A 23,944-nucleotide genomic window follows, 5' to 3' on the forward strand; every position below is an offset into this window, starting at 1 on the left:
AGTCTCCCTAATTATCTTGCTTTGAATGTTATTATACTATAAAATATAACAGTGTTGATAATGATTATCAATTAAATGAGAATCGTTTTGATTTAGACGTTCAACTGAATTGATATATATGAAAGAAGGATATAAATGAATCGATTAGAAGGTAAGCAAATTACGATTAATTATGGTGAACGAGATATAGTACGTAATTTGGATGTGTCAATCCCTGATGGTAAAGTGACATCGATTATCGGACCAAATGGTTGTGGCAAGTCAACGTTACTCAAGGCATTATCGCGTATTTTAAATATATCACACGGTGAAGTTGTACTTGATGGAAAGAACATACATCAGCAGCCAACGAAAGAAGTTGCTAAGAAGATTGCGATTTTACCACAATCACCAGATGTTGCTGATGGTTTAAGTGTATATGAACTTGTAAGTTATGGTCGCTTTCCTTATCAGAAAGGATTCGGTAGACTTTCGAAGCAGGATCATCATGAAATTGAATGGGCGCTGAAAGTCACAGGTACATTTGATTTTAAGGATAAGCATGTTAATGATTTAAGTGGCGGTCAACGCCAGCGTGTATGGATAGCGATGGCACTAGCCCAGAAGACAGATATTATATTCCTCGATGAACCGACGACGTACTTAGATATTTCTCATCAATTAGAAATACTAGAACTTGTTCGAGCATTAAATGAACAGGAAAACTGCACGATTATTATGGTGCTGCACGACATTAATCAAGCCATTCGTTTCTCTGACCATATTATTGCGATGAAAGATGGTCGAATTATTAAACAAGGGGATACAATGCATGTATTAACGAAAGATGTCTTAGAAACGGTATTTAATATCGATGCGGAATTAAGTGTAGACCCACGTAATGGAAAGCCTATGCTCGTAACGTACGATTTGTTATGTAAGCATTATAGTAGGGATACCAATGGTTAATCAAAGAGATGTAGTGGGTAGACGTCATTTATTTTCCGGGAAATTATTCGTACTTATCTTAATGTTAACAGTACTATTACTATTAATGCTGATGCTTTCGTTTATGTTAGGTGTAAAAACGTACAGTTTAACAACGATATTTGAAGCCATTTTCCGCTATCAAGATATTTCTGAGCATAATATCATTCGGGATATACGAATACCACGTGAAGTCGCTGCAATGCTCGTAGGTATGTGTCTTGCATGTGGTGGTGCTGTAATGCAAGGCGTAACAAAGAATCCATTAGCAGATCCAGCCCTGATTGGTTTAAATTCAGGTGCCGCATTAGGTATTAGCATATTATTTGCAATTTCAAGTGGTGCCAATTTCTTTGTGATCATACTAGCAGGGTTTATCGGTGCAATCGTTGGTGGAACAATTGTGTTGTTATTAGGATTAAGTAAAAAAGGTGGCTTTAATACGATGCGAATCATTTTAGCGGGTGCAGCGGTCAGTAGTTTATTGCTTGCAATTGCTGAAGGGATATCGCTTTATTTTAAGACAAATCAAAGTGCAATGCTTTGGTCGAGTGGTGGGCTAGCTGGGACAACTTGGTTACAACTTAAGATTGCCACACCGATGATTGTAGTTGTGATGATATTAATATTACTGATTGGTCATCAATTAACAGTATTATCTTTAGGGGATGAAATGGCACAAGGATTGGGTGTTAATTTAACGATGATACGCGTTGTCTTTTCGCTACTCACGATGATACTTGCAGGTATAGCTGTCGCAATGGCGGGTTCCCTTGCCTTTGTTGGCTTAATGATTCCTCATATCGCACGTATATTTGTTGGTGTTGACTATCGTAAATTATTACCTGTCGCAACTTTATTGGGAGGAATATTTTTAGTGTTTTCGGACATGCTTGCACGAATGATGGGTGAGTCACCTGTCGGCGCAGTTGTTTCTATTATGGGTGTACCTTTCTTTATTTATCTCGTTAGAAAGCTGGGGATTTCATAATGCATACAAAAGCTAAAAATATTACGACGCTTTTCGTTCTCCTCTTAATGTTGTTATCGATTATAACTGTAAGTATGACGGTCGGTGATTTCAAAATGGCACCGATGCAATTTATAAAAACATTGTTTGGTATGGGAAATGAAACAGACACGATGGTATTGTATGAATTCCGAATGCCTCGCCTGCTTGTAACAATATTGTGTGGTGCTGCATTAAGTTTAAGTGGTGCACTATTACAAAGTATAACGAAAAATCCATTAGCTGATCCTGGGATTGTCGGTATTAATGCGGGAAGTGGTTTCTTTATCGCGTTGTTAATAATCTTTATGCCAGTTGATAGTAATAACTTTGTTTATATTTTACCGTTATTTAGCATGATTGGTGGGCTTATTACTGCTGCAGTAGTATTTATGTTAAGCAGTTCGCGTAGAGGGCTGAACCCGATGCAGATGGTTTTAACGGGTGTCGGATTATCAACAGCTTTAAGTGGGGCCATGATTATGATGACCTCAACTTTCAATAAAGAAGATGTTGAATTTATTTCTAAATGGCTCGGAGGTAATATTTGGGGTGATACATGGCCGTTCGTTGGAATGATTGCGTGTATCCTCCTGATTACGTTGCCGATTTTATTTATGAAGCTCAATATTCTTAATATATTAAACACGCATGAGCATATTTCGACAGGATTAGGTATCAATATTAACCGGGAGCGACTGTTGATTTGTATTATTGCAGTGATGTTATGCGCTAGTGCTGTATCCATTTGCGGAAGCATTGCTTTTGTTGGTTTAATCGCACCACATATAGCAAGACAGCTTGTCGGTCCAAGACATCAAGCGTTTATACCGATAACATTATTGCTAGGAGCGATATTACTGAGCTTTGCAGATACGTTAGGTCGTTTGTTAATTGAACCAGCCGGTATGCCAGCGGGTATTATTGTCAGCATTATCGGTGCACCTTATTTTCTATATTTAATGCGTAAAGGTTTGTAAATAATAGTCACATTTTCAAAGCGAAAATGTGGCTTTTTATGCTTGGGCACAACATAATCGGGAATACTAAAAGAAATAGAGCGTGGAGGGGTAAATGATGAAGAAACATCCATTAATCAGAGCATATGAAACGTTTGTTCAAAATAGATCATGCAATAAAATAGGCATTATTGGACAGCCAGATGCAGGAAAGAGCGCCTTGATTAACCACTTGTGTAATGTCAATGCTTACACATCTGTACAAACAGACGCAACGTTAGCAACAACAGAATACCGATATAATGCTTATGGTTATTTAATCGATTTCCCAGGTGTAGGCACGGAAGAAGTGACCGTTCAAAAATATAAAAAGATTATTCAAAATGAACCAATTCGACATTACTTATATGTCTTTTCAAGTAAAATTAAAGCTGTAGATATAGAAATGATAAAATTTTTAACAAAACACAATAAACACATTACTTTTGTATATAATAAAACTGATACATTGGTGGATGTGAATGGCAATGAAGATCGATTATTATTGATGCGTGATAAAAATACAGAATTACAAGTCACTTTAAAACATTATGTAAAAACACCGGTGTCTTATATTTTTACGAGTACTTTAGATGGTACGGGTATCGAAACGCTGACAACATTAATTAATGATTTATTGTTGGTAGAAGAGAAAGCTTACCGACAAAAGTATAATGATCCGGCATATGTAAATAGTTATTTAAATTATAAAGTGAATTCAGCCTTTCCGAAGTTATTTACGCCAAGTTTCAAAAACATTGTGTTAAAGCAACATTATAAAGTGATTGAACGTACGGTCATGACGCACTTTAAAATACAGGAAGATGATATTATGGAACGCAGAAAAGAATGGCTGGATATTGAAACATTTATTAAAGAATTTGAGGCATTAAAAGCAAAAGAAAAATCAAGTGGGCTGACACATCTCATGGAGTTCACAAAGATTGTGCAATTAATTAAATCATCCTTTAAAATGAAAAGTATTAACCCGGTTACAATGGCGGTATCTTCAATTGTCGAAATGGGGTTAACGAATACATTTCCAATATTTCAGGCGATTGCAAAATATGTCGATGAAATTAAAGAAATTGCACGTGAAGTAATAGAAGATGACCAAAAACAATATATGAACACACACTAGGAGGTCACTATGACAATCGAAAGAAAATGGTGGAAAGAAGCAGTATGTTATCAAGTCTATCCAAGAAGCTTTAAAGATTCAAACGGAGATGGTATTGGCGATCTAAATGGTATTACAGAGAAGTTGGATTATTTAAAAGATTTAGGGATAGATGTCATTTGGGTGAGTCCAATATTTGAGTCGCCGAATGATGACAATGGCTATGATATCAGTAACTATCAGGAAATTATGCGCGATTTTGGGACGATGGAAGACTTTGATCGATTGTTGTTAGAAGTCCATGAGCGTGGCATGAAGTTGATTCTGGACTTAGTAATTAACCATACGAGTGATGAACATCAATGGTTTGTAGAGGCCAAGAAAAGTAAAGATAATGAATACCGAGACTGGTATATTTGGCAAGATGGTAAAGGCGGTAAAGAACCGAATAACTGGGCAAGTATATTTGAAGGTTCGGCATGGGAATATGATGCGACAACAGATCAATATTATATGCATGTCTTCAGTCGTAAACAACCAGATTTAAACTGGGAAAATGAAAACATGCGCCATGCGATTTATAATATGGTGAACTGGTGGTTAGACAAAGGCATAGATGGTTTCCGAGTGGATGCTATTAGTCACATTAAGAAAAGTTTCGACAAAGGAGATTTGCCAAATCCCGATAAATTAGGTTATGCGGAATCATTTGCAGGACATATGAACCAGCCAGGCATTCAAAAGTATTTACAGGAATTAAAAGAAAACACTTTTGATAAGTATGATATTATGACCGTCGGAGAAGCAAATGGTGTAACGACTGAAGATGCAGATGAATGGGTAGGTAAAGAGAACGGCAAGTTTAATATGGTATTCCAGTTTGAACATTTAAATTTATGGGATCATAACGTCGGTAAAAGTTTTGACATATTAGGTTATAAAAAGGTATTAAATGCATGGCAAAAAGGATTAGAGAAAACTGGATGGAATGCATTGTTTATTGAAAATCATGATCGTCAACGTGTTTCTTCAACTTGGGGTGATGATGTTGATTATTGGTTTGAAAGCTCGACAAGCCATGGTGTTGTATATTTCTTATTACAAGGAACACCATTTATTTATCAAGGTCAGGAAATTGGTATGACAAATTATCCTTTTGAGTCGATTAATGATTTCGATGACGTACATGCGAAAAATATTTATAATCAGGAACTCAAAAAAGGGATGAAAAAAGAAGCGATACTTGAAATGTTAGGGCGTATTTCACGTGATAATACGCGTACCCCAATGCAGTGGGATGATACAAAAAACGCAGGATTTACAACGGGAACACCGTGGCTGAATGTCAATCCGAATTTCGAAGCAATCAATGTCTTCGTTCAGGAGAAACAGGAAGATTCGATGTTGAACTTCTATAAAAAAATGATTCGTCTGAAAAAAGAAAATCTGACATTAACTTATGGTGCCTTTGATTTGATATATCCAGAAGATGAAAAAGTATTTGCTTATACACGTACGCTTGATAATGAACAGTTTATTATTCTTGGTAATTTAAGTCATGATGAAGTGACTTTAAAGCATGATGCAACATTAGATTTAGCCGTTGAGAAACAAGTATTGAACAATTATCCGGTAGACAAACAATCTAATGATGTATTTACGTTATTGCCATTTGAGGCAAGAGTGTATAAAGTACACGCATAACAACATTAACAAAAATATCAGTATTAAAAAGAATAGACGAATAGGAATAATAAAAATAATACGAATCAGAAATAAATGACGGAACTTCGAAATGGAGTTTCGTCTTTTTATATTGTTAACAATAAATTTACAAAGCGGCAAAGAAAAATCCACAAACGATTGATAAAGTAATTAACGGAAGGAACAATCATATATTAAGGAGTAAATACATATGAAACAAGTTTTGAAATGTGTTATTGCTTTTATTTTTGTATTGACGCTGATTCCTTTTTCGAATCAAGCGAAAGCAGCATCGAATCTTTTAATATCAGAATATGTTGAAGGATCAAGTTATAACAAAGCGATTGAAATTTATAACCCAGGCAATACAGCAGTAGATTTATCAAGTTATAGTCTTGTCTCTTTCACAAATGGTGCAGATAGAACGACGGGTACTGTAACAGAACTTAAATTATCAGGAACGATTGAGGCGAAATCAACTTATGTAATTGCTAATAAAAGTGCGAGTGAAGCGGTATTATCTAAAGCACAAATGACAACAGGTAATGCAGTAATGAACTTTAACGGGGATGATACATTAGTGTTATTCCAAAACTATGATGCGACGACGAAAAATGGAGAAGTTCAGGATGCTGTCGGACAAATTGGAGTCGATCCAGGTACAAACTTCGGGACAGATGTTTCAACATTAGATATGACGTTAGTGCGTACAAACGATTTATTAACACCGGATACAAATATTGAGGATGCATATCATCCGGAGAAACAATTTATCGCTTTACCGAAAGATACATTTGATCAGTTAGGGCGATTTGATGGTGGTGTCGTGGCACCTCCAGCTGAAGTAGCTAAAGATCAGTATCAAGTTAAAGTGTTAAGAGTAGTAGATGGAGACACAATTAAAATATCTCCGGCAATTATGGGTTCAGATACTATTCGTTTCGTGAATATTGATACAGCAGAAACATATCATTTAACGAGTTATGACGAAAGTTTAATTAAGACAGATTTAAATCAAAACCAAAAGTATTTTGGTGAGCTTGCAAAGAAAGCATTGAATGAAAAGTTAACGCCGGGTATGGATATTACAGTTAAAGTAAATAAAGAACATGTAACAGATGATTACGGTCGTGTGTTAGGGCAAGTCATTCGTACAAGTGATAACGTGAATGTTAACTTAAGTATGGTGAAAGAAGGATTTGCATCAACATACTTCATTTGGCCAGTGATGAGTATGGAAGATTATAATATGTTCCAATCTGCCGTAAAAGCAGCACAAGATGCGGGATTAGGTATGTGGAATAAATCAAACCCTCAATTAGAGTTACCATTTGAATTCCGTGCACGTTATGATGGCAAAGGTTTATTACGATATGTAGGAAACTCAGATACGAAAGTGTTCTATGATCCACAAAACTTTGCGCAAGTGCCTGTAGATAAGCGTATCTTCTTCTCAAAAGAAGAGGCGATTGCACAAGGGTACAAACCAGCAGCTGGCAACGGAGAAGGTGAGATAACAGTTGAACCAGCAAAAGCGATGGATATTGATGCTGCACGTAAAGCAGGTAAAGGTACAAATGCAATTGTAACTGGAACAGTGACACACATAGATGGATATAATATTTATATTCAGGATAAAACAGGTGGTATTGTTGTACGTAGCAAGACAGTTAAACCAAATATCGGTGATGTCATTGAAGCAACAGGTGAAACTGGAGAGTATTTTGGTTTATATCAAATAGAATCAGAAGAGATTAAAGTGACAGGACAATCAAATATTACACCTGAGAAGAAGACACTTTCTTCAATTGGAGAAAGTGAAGAAGCTGAATTAATCACAATTAATGATGTGACAGTGAAATCTGTTAATGAGCATTCTGAATATACTGTAGAAGATAAATCAGGTCATACATTTATGATTAAAGCGAAATCAGGTATTGAAGTCGGAAAAACATACCACGCAATTACAGGTGTTGTGACATTTAGCTATGATAACTATAAATTATTGCCGACTGAAATTGTCGAAAAAGAAATTGTGAAAGAAACACCAAAGACTGTATCAGGCATTGCATTTTTAGATAAGAATCACAACGGTAAATATGATAGACCAGATTTAGTATTAAAGAATGTTAAAGTATCAATTTATAAGGACAATCAACTTGTAGAAGAAGTCGTGACAGATGAATTTGGTGCGTATAATACATTGCTGCTGAATGGGAATTATACATTGAAATTCGAAGTACCCAATGGATTAGTAGAGACGTTTGAAAACAATGCGGACGAGAATGTTGATTCAGATATTTCTGATGGTAAAGTTGATGTTGTGATTAATAATCAGGATGTTCAAAATATTTCAGCAGGATATACGAAACCAGTAGGGAAAATGAAACGCAAGTAATCGTTTAGGGACAGGTCAAAGAACCTGTCTTTTTTATTTTGGAAATAAAACAATAGGGATAAATCCTTTGTTATAATATCACCAATAACATGTTACGGAGGAATGAAAGTGGTTAAAATTGAAAAGAAAAAATTATACGAAGGCATTGCTGATTTAATTAGTGAACAAATAAAAAATGGTGACTATCAAGTCAATGAAAAATTACCTTCGATCCAAAAGCTTGCACAAGATTATGGCGTCGGGCAAGCTTCTATTCGTGAAGCGTTAAATGCTTTACGTGTAATGGGATTACTTGAAATTCGTCACGGCGAAGGTACATTTGTTAAAAATATAAAACCGAAAGTATTCTCAAAAGAAATGGCGATATACACAAAAAAAGATATTATCGATTTACTGGAAGTACGTAAAATAATTGAGGTAGGTGCGGCTGAAAGAGCGGCACAACATCGTACAACTGAAGATTTAAATCAAATTAAACAAGCATTGGACCAAATGCAGTTAGTGATAAACAATAAAGCAGTTGGTGAAGAAAGTGATTTAGCCTTTCATATGAGTATTGCGCGTGCAACGAAAAACGAACTGCTGATTCAATTGCTGGAAGAAGTATCAGATAAAATAAAAACAACGATGAAAGAGACGCGTAAAATATGGATTTATACAGAAACGAAATCTATTGAAAAATTATATAAAGAGCATTTAGAAATTTACGAAGCGATTGAAACTCAGTCTGTTGAACGCGCAAAAGAAAAAATGCTTAATCATTTAGAAGAAGTGGAATACGTACTATTAGAACACTTAGAAATTGATTAAAGATTACGACTTGCAATTTGGTAACGATTTCAATAGAATGTATATGTTAGAGATATAGTCATCGGATGACTGAAAATTTAATCGATATTGGGCAATATGGATTAATTAGAGGGGTGTATATTAATGAAAGTCAGTTTATTTAGTACGTGCTTAGTTGATGTATTTGAAAAAAGAGTTGGTATCGCAACGGTTGAATTACTTGAGAAATTAGGCTGCGAAGTAGATTATCCGGCAGCACAAGTATGTTGCGGACAGCCTGCTTACAACTCTGGATATCACGAGGAAACGAAGAAAGTAGCACAAAATATGATTCAAGCATTTGAAGCTTCAGAATATGTTGTCGCACCATCTGGATCATGTATTACGATGTTTAAACATTATCCTGACTTATTTAAAGATGATATTGCATGGCGTGAACGTGCTGAGCGTCTAGCTAATAAGTCGTATGAAGTTACGCAATTCATTGTGAATGTACTAGGGATTACAAATGTGGGTGCTAAATTAAAGGGCAAAGCAACAATGCACCCATCATGTCACAATACACGTTTGTTACACAACTCAGAACCTCCGAAACAATTACTTGCAGCAGTTGAAGGTTTAGAAATTGTTGAGCTACCTGAATACTATAACTGTTGTGGATTCGGTGGTACATTTGCGGTTAAGATGAATGACGTTTCAGGTGAAATGGTAGATGATAAAGTTGACTGCATCGTAAAAAGTGGAGCTGATTATTTAGTTGGTGCTGATGCAAGTTGTTTAATGAACATTGAAGGGCGATTAAAGCGTCGTGGAGAAAAAGTGAAAGTTTATCACATCGTTGAAATCTTAAACAATAATACTGAGGCGGTGACTGTATAATGAGCATGAAGATTGGTACAGAATCGTTTAAAAAAGCTGTTAAAACAGAACTTAAAGATGATTTTATGCGTGGCGCCGTATCAAGTGCACAAGATAGATTGCGTGAGCGTAAAATTAAATCCCAGGAAAGTTTAGGCAACTGGGAAGAATGGAGAAACCATTCTGAAGAAATTCGTCAACATACGCTTGCCAACCTGGACTATTATTTGAACATGTTAGCTGAGAACGTTGCAGAGAAAGGTGGTCATGTCTTCTTCGCGGAAACTGCTGAAGAAGCCAATCAATATGTTCAGAAAGTATTGATTGATAAGAAAGCGAAAAAAGTCGCAAAATCGAAATCAATGGTAACGGAAGAAATTGATTTAAATAAAGCGATGGAGGCTGTTGGTTGTGAAGTTATTGAGACGGACTTAGGGGAATACATTCTTCAAATCGATGATCACAATCCACCTTCTCATATCGTAGCGCCTGCGTTACATATGAACAAAGAACAAATTCAAAAAGTATTTACTGAAAAATTAGGTTACGATAAATCAAGTGCGCCGGAAGAATTAGCATTATTTGCCCGTGAGAAATTACGTCAGGAATTCTTAACGGCGGATGTCGGCATTACGGGATGTAACTTCGGTGTCGCTGAAAGTGGTTCATTCACTTTAGTGACCAATGAAGGTAATGCACGTATGGTAACCACTTTACCTAAGACGCAAATTACAGTAATGGGTATGGAACGTATCGTGCCAACACATGAAGAGCTGGAAGTATTAGTTTCAATGTTAACACGCGCCGCGGTTGGTCAAAACTTAACAAGTTATGTAACGACTTTAACAGGCCCACGTGCAGACGATGAAATTGATGGACCAGAGGAATTCCATTTAGTCATTGTAGACAATGGCCGTTCTAAAATTTTAGGGACTCAATTCCAGTCAATACTGCAATGTATTCGCTGTGCAGCATGTGTTAACGTATGTCCAGTATATCGTCAAGTTGGTGGTCATTCGTATGGTTCGATTTATCCAGGACCAGTAGGTGCGGTACTGACACCATTACTTGGTGGTTATAAAGACTACAAAGAATTACCTTATGCATCTACATTATGTGGTGCGTGTACTGAAGCGTGTCCAGTGAAAATTCCATTACACGACCTGCTATTAGAGCATAGACGTGTTATCGTTGAAGAAGAGAAGATGTCACCGGTAGCTGAACGTCTTGTTATGAAAGGTTTCGGTATGGGCGCATCTAATGCAACGTTATTTAAATACGGTACGAAAGTTGCACCAACTGTCATGTCACCATTCGAAAATAAAGATAAACATATGATTACTAAAGGTCCTAAACCATTACAAGCATGGACAGCTACACGTGACTTCCCGATGCCGGATGAAGAGAATTTCCGCGACTGGATGCAAAATAGATTGAAAAGAGGTGCGAAATAATGAAAGGCACAATTTATAATAAAGATTCATTTATTAGTAACATCTCTAAAAACTTAAGCCGTGAGATGCCCTCGACTGTTGAAATACCAGAATGGAAGTTCAGACCACAAGATAAGACGTTAACTGGACTTTCTCAAGATGAATTGCTGGATATTCTGAAACAACAATGTGAATTTATTCATACAGATTTAGTTGTAACGACAAGTCAAGAAGTGAATAAGACATTAACAGACGTTATCGCAAAATACGGTAAAGGTGAAATTATTGCTACGAATGATAAACGTTATGCGGATTTAGGAATTGATTTAGCGCAGCACGGTGCATTCATCTGGGATGAAGCGAAAGGTGCAGAGAATTTACATGTCGCAGAACGCGCGAATGTAGGGATAACAATTAGTGAACAAACACTTGCGGAAAGTGGCACGGTTGTATTATATGCACATAAAGGCATTGGACGTAGTGTGAGTTTACTGCCTGCAACTTATATTGCGATTGTACCTAAATCTACAATCGTACCAAGATTTACACAAGCTGCACAGGAAATGAATAAGATGATGAAAGAGGCATCGCATTTCCCAACATGTATTAATTTAATTACAGGGCCTTCAAATTCAGCGGATATTGAAATGAAGCTCGTTGTAGGTGTGCATGGACCAATTAAAGCAACGTATATCGTAATTGATGATAAATAACAGATATTGAGTAATAAAGCTAATAATAAAGATAATAATAAAATAATAGCATAACGATGTACATTGAAAGACCTTAAGCATATTTCATATCGCTTAAGGTCTTTCATTATGTAGAGCATGATCAATTACTTTCAATCAAATGGTGTATTGTATAAAATAGAAGTAAATACTGACGATAAGGTGTCGAGATAATGATGAATTTACAGTTTGATCACATAATCCATTATGTTAAAGGGATAGAAGATTTGCATTTTCCGGGAAATAAATTAAAGATAATACCAGGTGGTAAACATCTTGCATTAGGTACGAAGAATCAATTAAGTAGAATCGATTTATCTTATATTGAATTCATTGATATATTTGATAAACAACTTGTTGAGCAAGCAATGATGGATGACAATGAGCGATTCAGTTTTGCGAGTAGTTTAGGGAGAACGCACTATACGGAAGGATTTAAACGTTTATGCTATAGAACGGATGATATAGCGGCATTAAATCAGCACTTTCATTCACTAGGATTAAACACAATTGGCCCTCTTCAAATGGAACGTGTCACGCCAGACGGGAAAGTTATTCAATGGCAGTTACTGTATATTGATGAAGAGCGAAATTTTGAATTACCATTCTTTATTCAATGGGGGGCCACTGACGAAGAGAGGTACGCGCAATTAGCTGTAGATATGCAGCCACATTTAAAGCTTGATACGATTATTATTGAAGCGGCAGACTTTGATAATATTGCAGAAATATTTGTGGAGTGGCTCGGTTACGAAGTGGTTGGTGGTGTCATTAATACTTACTTCCTGCTTAAAAGAGAAGGCATGCCAAGTATTAAGATTATTCCCGGTAATATCAATCAAATTCGACGATTAGAAATAAAAACACAAGATGCTGCATTAGTTGGCGAACATCTTGTGCATGAAGCGGTATATGCATTTATTTAACATAAACATACGTATAGATGACCATTACGATCAAGTAAATATGATACGTTGTAATCAGCATTGTTACAGTTGATAGGATTTGTGTCAATCTTGGCACGCGTGTTATTAAGAACAGGATTGAAATAATAAATGCAAAACCTGCCACGATAATATGAATACTGAGTAATTGAATTGTATTATTTTGTGTTAAACTCAATATAAAATAACCGTTCGTTAGCATTAAGATTAAAAGTAAGATATTTTTTAACATATTAAGACCTCGTTTTAGTAGATTAATCAATCAATTCTCGGTAAAATTAAACATTAGTTTCATAGATGAAAAGTATTAATCAATAGATTAAATAATAGCTACATTATAGCAATAAAATAAATAGCAATAAAATAAATAAATGTTGAGTGACGTATGAAAGGATATTTAAAATGACAATTTCAAAAATGAACATTAGTAATGAAGTGCATGACGCGTTCGTCAAAACACATAACAATGGGGATTTACTACAACTGACAGATTGGGCTGTTTCTAAACAATTAACGGGATGGTATTCACGCCGTATCGCAGTAGGTAGAGATGGAGAAGTGGTTGGTGTAGGGCAATTACTATTTAAGAAAATACCGAAGCTACCCTTTACAATGTGTTATATTTCAAGAGGATTTGTGGTGGATTATGAGGATACTGAAGCCGTTGAAGCTTTAGTAGAAAATGCGAAAGCTGTTGCGAAACAGGAAAAAGCATATGTCATAAAAATAGATCCTGACGTAGAAGTTGAACATATGGGCAATATGGTTGAACATTTACAGCAATTAGGATTTAAACATAGAGGGTTTGGTGAAGGATTAAGTCCAGATTATATACAGCCCCGCATGACGATGATTACGGATATTAGCGTGGATGATGATGCATTACTACAATCATTTGAGCGTAATAACCGTTCGAAAGTAAAACGTAGTCTGAAGATGGGGACAGAATGTTTTAAAGGTACACGCGAAGATTTAAAAACGTTTGCTGAGCTAATGAAAATTACAGGAGAACGTGATGGTTTTTTAACCCGAGACGTATCATATTTTGAAAATATTTATGATGCACTACATCCGAATGGTGATGCGGAAGTATTTCTGGTGAAACTAGTGCCAGGTAAAGTTATCGACAATTTAAAACAAGATATAGGATCGACCGAACGAGAAAAAGAGAAATTATTACAAAAGAAAGATCAGAAAAAAGCACAAAATCAAATCAATGATTTAAATGTAAAAATGGAAAAGTTGCATAAACAAATTGCAGAATTAGAGCAGTTAAAGACAACACATCCGGAAGGAAAAGTATTGTCTGGTGCACTATTAACATTTGCCGGTAAGAAGTCATATTATTTATATGGTGCGTCAAGTAACGAATTTAGAGATTATTTACCAAATCACAATATGCAATTTAGCATGATGCAATATGCACGTTCAGTTGGTGCAACAAGTTATGATTTCGGTGGTACGAATAAAGAACCGGATAAAGATTCGCATTATTTTGGTTTGTGGCAGTTTAAAAAAGTTTGGGGCACACACTTAAGTGAAAAAGTGGGCGAGTTTGACTATGTATTAAACCAGCCTGTATATCAGTTAATTGAAGTTGTGAAACCGAAAGTAACAAACCTTAAAAAGAAAATAAAAATTAAGAAAAAGTAAAGATAACTATAACAATGAAGAGGTGACATCTGTTGAGAATAGCATTTATTGGTGGCGGCAAGATGGTAACAGAAATGGTAAAAGGATTTAATCGCAGTGGACTGACAAGTGCCGAATTAGGAATATGGATGCGCAATAAAGATAAACTTCAAAACTTTTGTGCGAAAAGAAATATTACGCCGTTATCGAAAATGAGTGAAATTGCGCAGTATGATGCAATCGTGTTAGGTGTGACACCGAATAATTATCATGAAGTAACGTCGAAAATGGCGAAACATTTGTGTGAACACCATATTATTATTTCGATTGTTGGTGGATTATCGATTCAGGCGATAGATGATGAATTTGATGAACATCCTAAAATTATCCGTGTGATGCCGAATACGCCAGTTGGGGTAAATGCAGGTGTTCTGGCAATGAGTAAAAATGAGTTTGTTGAGAAAAAAGAAGCAAAGCAAGTTGAAGAAATATTAAAACGTTTAGGCTATACACATTGGATTGATGAATCGTTGATGCATTTGATGCCGGCAGTAACGGGATCAAGTCCGACGTTTATCTATATGCTTGTAGAAGCGATGGCGGATAATGCAGTTAGCGAAGGGTTGAACCGTGATTTAGCATATCAAATGGTAAGTGAAATGATTATCGGAGCAGGGACGATGGTTCGCCAGACGAAACAACATCCGGGCGTACTAAAAGATCAGGTAACAACACCTGGGGGATCAACAATTCAAGGTGTGAAAATGTTAGAAGAAAAAGGCTTTAGAGATGCGATTTCCAAAGCAATGGATGCCATTAATGAGTTTAATAAAAAATAAAAACGATTCCGGATACTCCAAGTATCCGGAATCGTTTTTACTTTTTGCTATATTAACTCAATATATTAAAAAGCGATTGTTTCGTATTCATGTATAAAAATGGATTAACGAAAGTGACATATAATATAAACAAGAAATTAAAAACGCTTAACGAAGTAAGAAAAATCGCTAATAAACGATAGGATAAATTTTTAGATAATGTTGGATCATCTGAGAAATGGAAATGGACGCCCATTAAAAAAGTTACGATACAAAATATTAACCAAAAATAAATTGTTAAAAAGATAATTCCGCTATGAATAAAGTAACTTAATAAAAATACGATATGCATGACGATTAATAAAGTCATCATAACTTTTTGCATAATTTCTCCTCCAATCTATTATAATTGTAATATATATTGCGTGAGAAAAATATAAAAATATGAAGAGGTGTGTAGGATGAATATTGGATTTATCGGAACAGGTGTAATGGGAAGTAGTATGGCTGCGCATATTGGAGAGTCGCTATTTGTTTATAACAGAACGAAAGATAAAGCAACACAATTAATCAACGATGGCGCTGTTTGGTGTGAAACGCCTAAAGCAGTTGTCGCATCTGCAGACATCGTCTTTACAATGCTAGGCTACCCAGATGATGTCGAACATATATATTTAGGTGAGGATGGTTTAATTACGCATGGTCAATCCGGACAAATATTGGTTGATTGTACAACGAGTAGTCCTGAATTAGCAATGCGTTTATATGAAGCTGGACAAACTAAAGGCATTGAAGTGTTAGATGCACCAGTAAGCGGTGGTGATGTTGGGGCGAAAAATGGCACGTTATCAGTCATGGTCGGTGGTAATGAAAGTGCATTTAAACAAGTGAAGCCTTTACTGGAACGTTTCGGTGCTTCAATTTCATATTTTGGTCCTGCAGGCAGTGGACAACATACAAAGATGGCGAATCAAATTGCTATTGCCTCAAATATGTTAGGTGTTGCAGAAAGTTTGTATTATGCCAAATCAGCAGGGTTAGATGTTGAGAAAGTGCTTGAAACAATTGCTAAAGGTGCTGCAGGTAGTTGGTCATTATCCAATTTAGCACCACGTATGTTAAAAGGTGATTATGCGCCAGGGTTTTATACACATCATTTCTTAAAGGATATGAAGATCGCGTTATCAGAAGCAGAAAAAATGAAGATTAAATTACCGGGATTAAACTTAGCTTATCAGTTATATGATGCATTATCAGATGAACTTAAACAATCGACTGGCACTCATATCATATACGAAAAATATACTTCACATTAAGTATTTTAAGATTTAATAAATTTTATGTGTTTTAAGTGCTTTATGTGTTTGAATCATGTAAAATTGCCTAATGATAGGAAGAAAAATTGAACGGAGGAAAAGTCTTGATTAAGAAAATAATTGATTTTTCACTGCATAATAAATTAGCAATTTGGCTAATGACTTTAATCGTCTTAGCATCGGGTGTTTATAGTGCAATGAAAATGAAAATGGAAATGTTACCAAGTATGTCTACACCGGTCATTTCTATTACAACACCGTATCCAGGTGCAACACCTGAAGATGTATTAAACGGTATAACCGATCCAATTGAAAAGAAAGTAAAGAATTTATCTGGCGTTGAAAAAGTTACGAGTCAATCTTTAGAAAATGCTTCTGCAGTGACTGTACAGTATAAATTCGGTACAGATATGGATAAAGCACAAGCCGAATTAGAGAAACAGATTGATAAAGTGAAGTTGCCGGAAGGTGTGCAGGATAAACAAATTTCTCAAATGTCGATGTATACATTTCCGATTATTAGTTACTCCATTTCAAGTAACAAATCAGATATCAAGACATTAACAGAAAAAATTAAAAAAGATTTAGTGCCAGAGATTGAAGGGATAGAAGGCGTTACGAATGTAACTTTCTCTGGACAAGAAGTTGAACAAGTTGAGCTTCAGTTTGATGAAAAGAAATTAAAAGAAAATAAATTAACTGAAGAAAGTGTACTGCAATTTATTAAAGGTGCAACGATGGATGCACCACTTGGTTTATATACATTCGGTAATGATTTAAAGAGTATTATCGTGAATGGTCAGTTTACGAATGTTGATGCTTTAAAGTCATTGAAGATTCCGGTTACAGATGCAACTGGACAAAGTGGACAATCACAAATGCCACAAGACCCTGCAGCTCAAAAAGCAATGATGGAAGCAATGCAAAATGCTAAAATACCGACTGTAAAATTATCAGATGTAGCTGAAATTAAGACTGTTCAAAGTCGTGAGTCAATTTCTAAAACGAATGGTAAAGATTCATTAAGCATTCAAGTCATTAAATCGGACGACGCGAATACGGTCACTTTAGCAAATGAAGTTAAAGATAAAGTGAAAAAATTTAAGCAAAACAATCCTGATATGGATGCTGTATTGATGATGGATCAGGCAAAGCCAATTGAAGATTCTGTAAAAACAATGGCAGAGAAAGCGATTATCGGTGCAGTATTTGCGGTGATTATGATATTAATCTTCTTAAGAAATATTCGTTCGACATTAATAGCCGTCGTATCAATTCCAATGTCTATTTTAATGGCGATGCTTATTTTAAAACAGATGGATATTTCACTGAACATTATGACGTTAGGTGCAATGACAGTCGCGATTGGACGTGTAATTGATGACTCAATCGTTGTTATTGAGAATATATTCAGACGTATGTCATTAAAAGGAGAAAGATTAAGTGGATTTGAACTGATCAGCAGTGCTACGAAAGAAATGTTTGTACCGATTATGAGTTCAACGATGGTAACCATTGCGGTATTTTTACCACTCGCTTTAGTTTCAGGTTCAATCGGTGAAATCTTTAGACCGTTTGCGTGGACGGTAGTATTTGCATTACTTGCATCTTTGTTAATTGCCATTACGATTGTTCCGATGCTTGCTCATACATTCTTCAAACATGGGATTAAAGGACATCATGATGATGAAACGAAAGTTGGTAGAATCGCTGGGTTCTATCGCAAAATATTAGATTGGTCATTAAGACATAAAGCAATCGTTTCTGCATTAAGTATTCTATTGTTAGTCGGAAGTTTATGTTTAACACCGTTTTTAGGGACATCGTTTATTTCGACAGGTGAGGATAAATTACTTGCCTTAACTTATAAACCTAAACCAGGCGAGAAAGAAGAAGATGTCGTTAAAAAAGGTGAAGCAGTGCAAAAAATGCTCGCTGAAAATAAAAATGTCGTCAATACACAATTCTCAGTTGGTGGTAAAAATCCATTCAATCCGATTGCTTCAAATGATATGGCAATGATGGTTGAATACAAGAAAGATACACCGAACTGGGAAGGTGAGGCTGACAGAGTCTTATCCAAAATTGCAAAGCTGAATCATTCTGGAGACTGGAAGAACCAGGACTTTGCAACAGGTGGGGCAACGAATGCTGTAACAGTTACAGTGAACGGACCATCGACAGATGCGATTCGTCCTGTTGTTCAAGATTTAGAACAATCATTAAAAGATGTAAAATCACTTACAAACGTGACAACATCTTTATCGGATAGTTACGATGCATATACGTTAAAAGTTGATCACAATAAATTATCAGAGCTTGGGCTAACAGCGGGTCAAATTGCGCTTGCATTAAATCAGCGAAGTGAAGACAAAGTCGTTACGAAAGTCGGTACAAGTGGTCAATCGACTGAAGTAATATTAACAAAGAAGAAAGAAAATAACTGGACGAAAGAAAAGTTAGAGAATACGAAAATAACATCTCCTCTTGGTAAAGAAGTGAAATTGAGTGATGTTGTGACGATTAAAGAAACAAAAACTTCAGATACAATTAAAAGACAAGACGGCAATATATCAGCTTCTGTAGAAGGTAAGATTAAAGGTAAAGACGTAGGTAAAGCAACGCAGGAAGTCACTGAAAAAGTTGCTAAAATAAAACATCCAGGCAATGTTGATGTACATGTGGGTGGTACGAGCGAAGATATTGGCGATAGCTTCTCACAATTAGGGCTTGCAATGCTTGCTGCAATTGGAATTGTATACTTAATCTTAGTATTAACGTTTAAAGGTGGTTTAGCACCGTTAGCCATTCTTTTCTCATTACCATTTACGATTATCGGTGTAATCTTAGGGTTGCTTATATTCAAAGAAACGTTATCTGTACCTTCTATGATTGGGATGTTAATGTTGATTGGTATCGTTGTAACGAATGCTATCGTATTAATTGACCGCGTTATTAATAAAGAGGCGGAAGGATTATCGACACGAGATGCAATACTTGAAGCAGCAACAACGCGTGTGCGCCCGATTTTAATGACTGCTCTTGCAACAGTGGGTGCATTAATGCCTTTATTATTCGGCGGAGATGGTTCAGTATTAATTTCTAAAGCGTTAGCAGTTACAGTGATTGGTGGTTTAACATCATCAACGTTACTTACATTGATTGTAGTACCAATTGTTTATGAACTATTGATGGGCGTCCGTCGTAAATTCACGAAACGTAATAAGCGAGTACCATCAAACGTAACGATTATTAACAAATAAATATAACAGAATTGGTTGACAATTCGGAATTTGAATAATAATATTATTATCATAACAAATTAAATATCTTATCCAGAGAGATGGAGGGAATTGGCCCTGTGAAGTCTCAGCAGCGGGCTCGTAAGAGTACTGTGCTAAATCCAACAAGCGAAAAGCTTGATAGATAAGTGACTCATACAAACGTCATTGCTATTAAGCAGTGACGTTTTTTTCTTTGGATAGATAGTGGGGGGATAATGTGTGTCAATACAGTTTATTGATGTGAGTAAAACGTACAGAAGAAATGGCAAGACAACACAAGCATTAAAGGATATTTATTTAACCATTCCAACCGGTAAAATATTCGGTCTTATAGGATATAGTGGCGCCGGCAAAAGCACATTGCTTCGCACCATTAACCTGCTCGAGCGACCAACGAGTGGACAAGTAATCATCAATGATGTAGATATGACCAGACTTACAAAGCAGCAACTGCAAAAGCAGCGTTTAAATATCGGAATGATCTTCCAGCAATTTAATTTAATTCAGTCAAAGACGGTAGCTGAAAATATTGCATTCAGTTTAAAGGCAGCAAATTTTCCGAAAGCGCAATATGATACACGCATTGCGGAGTTGCTCGAATTGGTTGGCTTAAGTCATCGCAAAGATAGTTATCCGAGAGAACTGTCTGGTGGACAGAAACAACGTGTCGGAATTGCGCGTGCACTAGCAAATAATCCAGAAATTCTACTATGTGACGAAGCGACGAGTGCACTTGATCCTGAAACAACTAAGAGCATATTAAATTTAATAAAAGATATCAATCAGAAACTGGGTATCACTGTCGTAGTGATAACACATGAAATGGACGTTATTAAAGAAATTTGCGATGAAGTTGCCGTTATGGATGGTGGTGTAATAGTAGAACATGCTGATGTATTTACAGTGTTCTCAAATCCACAAAGTGACTTAACACGACATTTTGTTAATGATATTTATCATTTAGAATTACCTGAGCAATATAAACAATCTAATGATGATAGTAAAGAAATCATTACAATTAAATTCATTGGAGATAGTGCAGAAAGTGCTTTTATTAATAATTTATATAAAAAATTTAATTGTGATATATCCATTATTCAAGGACGTATTGAATATATACAAAATCAGCCCATCGGTATTTTAACTTTTGAAGTATCCGGGAGTGCTGAAGAACGCCTAGCAATCAATACATATATTTCTAAATCTACTGGTATCGAGAGGGTGGCATAGCATGCGTGAACAATTTCAGACGTTATTACCGGAACTTTATAAAGCGTTTTTAGAAACAATATTAATGTCGAGTATCGCCATTACATTGTCGGTATTAATTGGTTTGCCACTCGGTATCTTATTGTATTTAACGCGTCATCACTTATTATTGCCGAATGGGCCAATTCATTCGATTGTAGGATTTATTGTTAATATTATTCGTTCATTTCCATTTATTATTCTTATGGTAGCAATACTCCCGTTTGCGACTAAAATAGTTGGACAGTCACATGGGCCGTATGTTGCGAGTGTGGCATTAACACTTGCCGCAGTGCCTTTATTCGCAAGGTTGATAGAAACTTCTTTAAAAGAAGTAGACAAAGGTGTTATTGAAGCATGTGTTGCAACAGGCGCACCATTGAAACAAATCATTACAGATGTATTAATTCCGGAAAGTATGTCAGGTATATTCCAGGCAATAACGTTATCAATCATCAGCATATTAGCGTATAGTGCTACAGCTGGTGTCATTGGTGGTGGAGGTATTGGTGATCTTGCCATCCGATACGGGTACTATCGATATGACAATGTCACAATGTTCGTCACAGTCGTCATATTAATTGCGTTAGTACAACTCATTCAAGTGACTGGTGATTTCATCAGTAAACGTGTAGATAAACGATAATTGATAAAGGAGTTAAGAATAGATGAAGAATATAGTTATTTTTATTTTATCAGCAATAATCGTCGTGTTAGGATCAAGTATATTACTTGATAAAGGTAATCCATTTGTAAAGGGGAACGACTCTAAAGCAGCAGAAAGCGACAAAGGTAAGGTTACAATCGGTGCTACGAGTGGACCGTATGCAGATATGGTGAAAAAAGCAATTCAACCTGGTTTAGAAAAGTTAGGGTATAAAGTAGAACTTGTTGAGTATTCAGACTATATACAACCAAATAAAGCTTTAGCAAAAGGTGATTTAGACGCAAACTTATATCAGCATCAAGAGTTTACAAAGATGTTTAATAAAGAAAATCATACGAATTTAGTACCGACCGGGCAAGTACCTACAGCGCCTATGGGCATTTATTCTGGAAAATATCAATCATTTGATGAAGTGCCAGATGGCGCAGAAATTGCCATTCCGAATGATCCGGTGAATGCAGCGCGTGCTTTTAAAACATTAAAGCTAGCACATTTAATCGATATTAAACCTGGGACAAATGAATTAACGATTTCTGAGCGTGATGTCATTACTAATAAGAAGCACTTAAAGTTCGTTTCGATTGAGGCAGCACAATTACCGCGCAGTAAAGATAGTATTGGATTATCTGCTGTACCTGGAAACTATGCATTAGCTTCAAAGATGGCGTTAAAGTCAGCGTTACAACTTGAGAAAATGGACGAACATTACCGCAATAGAATTGTGGTGGATAAAAAGAATGAAAACAGTACTATCACGAAAGATATTAATAAAGTGATTCAATCTAAAGAATTTTATAAAGTGATTGATACTTCATTTGTTGGATTTGATAAACCGTAGGAGGAATAATAATGGCATATACAAATATATTAGCATCAATTCCGGAAAGTTATTTCGGGAAGACGATGGGACGACAATTAGAAGTGGGTGTGAAACCACTGATTAATATGGCGGTTGGTATACCGGATAAGCCGGTACCAGATGAGGTCCTTGAAGCATTAACAGAAGCTATTCAAAACCCACAAAACAATAAATATGGTGTTTTTCGAGGGAAAGAAACTTTAAAGGCCGCAATCAAGCGATTTTATAAAGATATATATGATGTTGAGCTTGATCAGGATAAGGAGATTTGTATTCTATATGGAACTAAGAGTGGATTAGTGCATTTACCCACATGTGTGATCGAACCTGGTGATGGTGTGCTGTTGCCCAATCCAGGCTACACTGATTATTTAGCGGGGGTAAAGTTAGCCCGTGGGGAACATTATGAATTGAAACTTTATCCCGAGAATAATTACTTACCAGACTTTGAACAAGTGGACGCATTAGAGCTTTCGAACACGAAGTTAATATATTTGAACTATCCAAGTAATCCAACAGGTGCGGTGGCGACTACAGCATTTTTTGATAGTGTGATCGAACGCTTTAAAGACACAGATACTAAGATTGTCCATGACTTTGCATATGCAGCATTTGGATTTGATGCGAAGAACCCAAGTATATTACAATCGCCAGGTGCAAAAGATGTAGCCATTGAAATTTATTCGTTATCGAAAGGATTTAATATGTCAGGGGTACGTATAGGGTTTGCGGTTGGCAATGCAGAGATGATTGAGAACTTAAATTACTTTCAGGATCATACGCAAGTCGGTATGTGGGGTGTTATTCAAGATGGTGCTATTGCTGCGCTCGAATTAGGTGAATCTTTCCTTGAAGAACAAAATGCATTGTTTAAAAGACGTCGTGATAAAGTGACACAAGCATTACGAGAAGTGCAAATCCCATTTGAACCGATGCAGGGCGGAATATTTCTATGGGTGAAAGTGCCACCTGAATTTAATAGTGTAGAATATGTGGAATTCCTGCTCAAATCTCAAAGTATATTAACAACACCAGGATTACCGTTTGGTAGTTTAGGAGATGGTTATATTCGAATATCTCTAGCTGTAGAAGATGCGCAGTTAGATGAGTTTATAGAACGTATTAAAGAAACGCATGTTTTATATGAATAAAAGGATGCCGATTGGCATC

The 23,944-nt window shown here is 36.0% G+C and carries 21 protein-coding genes and 1 riboswitch; of the genes, 19 read left to right on the forward strand and 2 right to left on the reverse strand.

From position 1 onward, the window contains the following. The first annotated feature begins 135 nt into the window (after positions 1 to 135). From OCL94_RS04460 to OCL94_RS04510, 11 genes are all read left to right on the forward strand, one after another. Positions 136 to 948, forward strand: coding sequence for an ABC transporter ATP-binding protein (locus OCL94_RS04460; RefSeq protein WP_262994996.1), 813 nt, complete (start codon positions 136 to 138; stop codon positions 946 to 948). Next, complete coding sequence (locus OCL94_RS04465) at positions 941 to 1,957, forward strand: FecCD family ABC transporter permease (RefSeq protein WP_411268475.1); 1,017 nt, start codon at positions 941 to 943, stop codon at positions 1,955 to 1,957. The genes OCL94_RS04460 and OCL94_RS04465 overlap by 8 nt, the downstream gene beginning before the upstream one ends. Continuing rightward, positions 1,957 to 2,955, forward strand: coding sequence for a FecCD family ABC transporter permease (locus tag OCL94_RS04470; protein WP_262994998.1), 999 nt, complete (start codon positions 1,957 to 1,959; stop codon positions 2,953 to 2,955). The genes OCL94_RS04465 and OCL94_RS04470 overlap by 1 nt, the downstream gene beginning before the upstream one ends. Positions 2,956 to 3,049: 94 nt before the next feature. After that, positions 3,050 to 4,114, forward strand: coding sequence for a GTPase domain-containing protein (locus tag OCL94_RS04475; RefSeq protein WP_262995000.1), 1,065 nt, complete (start codon positions 3,050 to 3,052; stop codon positions 4,112 to 4,114). Positions 4,115 to 4,129: 15 nt separating this feature from the next. After that, on the forward strand, positions 4,130 to 5,797 hold the full coding sequence (locus tag OCL94_RS04480) for a glycoside hydrolase family 13 protein (protein ID WP_262995129.1): 1,668 nt from the start codon (positions 4,130 to 4,132) through the stop codon (positions 5,795 to 5,797). A 211-nt stretch (positions 5,798 to 6,008) separates the two neighbouring features. Next, complete coding sequence (locus OCL94_RS04485; protein WP_262995003.1) at positions 6,009 to 8,195, forward strand: thermonuclease family protein; 2,187 nt, start codon at positions 6,009 to 6,011, stop codon at positions 8,193 to 8,195. Between the two features lie 108 nt (positions 8,196 to 8,303). Further along, positions 8,304 to 9,005 carry a FadR/GntR family transcriptional regulator gene (locus tag OCL94_RS04490; protein WP_262995005.1) on the forward strand — a complete coding sequence of 234 codons (702 nt, stop codon included), beginning with the start codon at positions 8,304 to 8,306 and terminating at the stop codon, positions 9,003 to 9,005. 123 nt (positions 9,006 to 9,128) lie between these two features. Further along, a complete protein-coding gene (locus tag OCL94_RS04495) occupies positions 9,129 to 9,863 on the forward strand; it encodes a (Fe-S)-binding protein (RefSeq protein WP_262995007.1) in 735 nt (244 codons plus the stop codon). After that, positions 9,863 to 11,296 (forward strand): LutB/LldF family L-lactate oxidation iron-sulfur protein, encoded by a 1,434-nt coding sequence (locus tag OCL94_RS04500; protein WP_262995009.1) that lies wholly within the window; start codon positions 9,863 to 9,865, stop codon positions 11,294 to 11,296. Before OCL94_RS04495 ends, OCL94_RS04500 begins: the two co-directional genes overlap by 1 nt. After that, a complete protein-coding gene (locus OCL94_RS04505) occupies positions 11,296 to 11,988 on the forward strand; it encodes a LutC/YkgG family protein (RefSeq protein ID WP_317618542.1) in 693 nt (230 codons plus the stop codon). Before OCL94_RS04500 ends, OCL94_RS04505 begins: the two co-directional genes overlap by 1 nt. Positions 11,989 to 12,179: 191 nt before the next feature. Further along, on the forward strand, positions 12,180 to 12,932 hold the full coding sequence (locus OCL94_RS04510; RefSeq protein WP_262995011.1) for a VOC family protein: 753 nt from the start codon (positions 12,180 to 12,182) through the stop codon (positions 12,930 to 12,932). Here OCL94_RS04510 and OCL94_RS04515 read toward each other — a convergent pair. Continuing rightward, positions 12,925 to 13,182, reverse strand: a complete 258-nt coding sequence (locus OCL94_RS04515) for a hypothetical protein (RefSeq protein WP_262995013.1) — start codon at positions 13,180 to 13,182, stop codon at positions 12,925 to 12,927. The genes OCL94_RS04510 and OCL94_RS04515 overlap by 8 nt on opposite strands. 176 nt (positions 13,183 to 13,358) lie before the next feature. Here OCL94_RS04515 and OCL94_RS04520 point away from each other — a divergent pair, with 176 nt between their 5' ends. Both OCL94_RS04520 and proC read left to right on the forward strand, forming a co-directional pair. Then, positions 13,359 to 14,603 (forward strand): lipid II:glycine glycyltransferase FemX, encoded by a 1,245-nt coding sequence (locus OCL94_RS04520; RefSeq protein ID WP_262995133.1) that lies wholly within the window; start codon positions 13,359 to 13,361, stop codon positions 14,601 to 14,603. Positions 14,604 to 14,635: 32 nt separating this feature from the next. Beyond that, on the forward strand, positions 14,636 to 15,421 hold the full coding sequence (proC, locus tag OCL94_RS04525; protein ID WP_262995016.1) for a pyrroline-5-carboxylate reductase: 786 nt from the start codon (positions 14,636 to 14,638) through the stop codon (positions 15,419 to 15,421). Between the two features lie 52 nt (positions 15,422 to 15,473). Here proC and OCL94_RS04530 read toward each other — a convergent pair whose 3' ends face one another. Continuing rightward, a complete protein-coding gene (locus OCL94_RS04530) occupies positions 15,474 to 15,785 on the reverse strand; it encodes a hypothetical protein (protein ID WP_262995018.1) in 312 nt (103 codons plus the stop codon). A 76-nt stretch (positions 15,786 to 15,861) separates the two neighbouring features. On the opposite strand from OCL94_RS04530, the gene OCL94_RS04535 reads away from it, so the two are divergent. The 6 genes from OCL94_RS04535 to OCL94_RS04560 all read left to right on the forward strand — a co-directional run bounded on the left by OCL94_RS04535 (position 15,862) and on the right by OCL94_RS04560 (position 23,925). Next, a complete protein-coding gene (locus tag OCL94_RS04535) occupies positions 15,862 to 16,716 on the forward strand; it encodes an NAD(P)-dependent oxidoreductase (RefSeq protein WP_262995020.1) in 855 nt (284 codons plus the stop codon). A gap of 107 nt (positions 16,717 to 16,823) precedes the next feature. After that, positions 16,824 to 19,979 (forward strand): efflux RND transporter permease subunit, encoded by a 3,156-nt coding sequence (locus tag OCL94_RS04540; protein WP_262995135.1) that lies wholly within the window; start codon positions 16,824 to 16,826, stop codon positions 19,977 to 19,979. A 65-nt stretch (positions 19,980 to 20,044) separates the two neighbouring features. Next, a riboswitch (SAM riboswitch) is annotated at positions 20,045 to 20,149 on the forward strand. 70 nt (positions 20,150 to 20,219) lie between these two features. Further along, a complete protein-coding gene (locus OCL94_RS04545) occupies positions 20,220 to 21,230 on the forward strand; it encodes a methionine ABC transporter ATP-binding protein (protein ID WP_262995022.1) in 1,011 nt (336 codons plus the stop codon). Position 21,231: 1 nt separating this feature from the next. Continuing rightward, on the forward strand, positions 21,232 to 21,894 hold the full coding sequence (locus OCL94_RS04550; RefSeq protein WP_262995024.1) for a methionine ABC transporter permease: 663 nt from the start codon (positions 21,232 to 21,234) through the stop codon (positions 21,892 to 21,894). Positions 21,895 to 21,916: 22 nt separating this feature from the next. Beyond that, positions 21,917 to 22,753, forward strand: coding sequence for a MetQ/NlpA family ABC transporter substrate-binding protein (locus OCL94_RS04555; protein ID WP_262995026.1), 837 nt, complete (start codon positions 21,917 to 21,919; stop codon positions 22,751 to 22,753). 11 nt (positions 22,754 to 22,764) lie between these two features. Beyond that, entirely contained in the window at positions 22,765 to 23,925 is a 1,161-nt protein-coding gene (locus OCL94_RS04560) for an aminotransferase class I/II-fold pyridoxal phosphate-dependent enzyme (protein WP_262995028.1), read from the forward strand. The last annotated feature ends 19 nt before the right edge of the window (positions 23,926 to 23,944 follow it).

This window comes from Macrococcus capreoli (assembly GCF_025628935.1).
Taxonomy (GTDB): Bacteria; Bacillota; Bacilli; order Staphylococcales; family Staphylococcaceae; genus Macrococcoides; species Macrococcoides capreoli.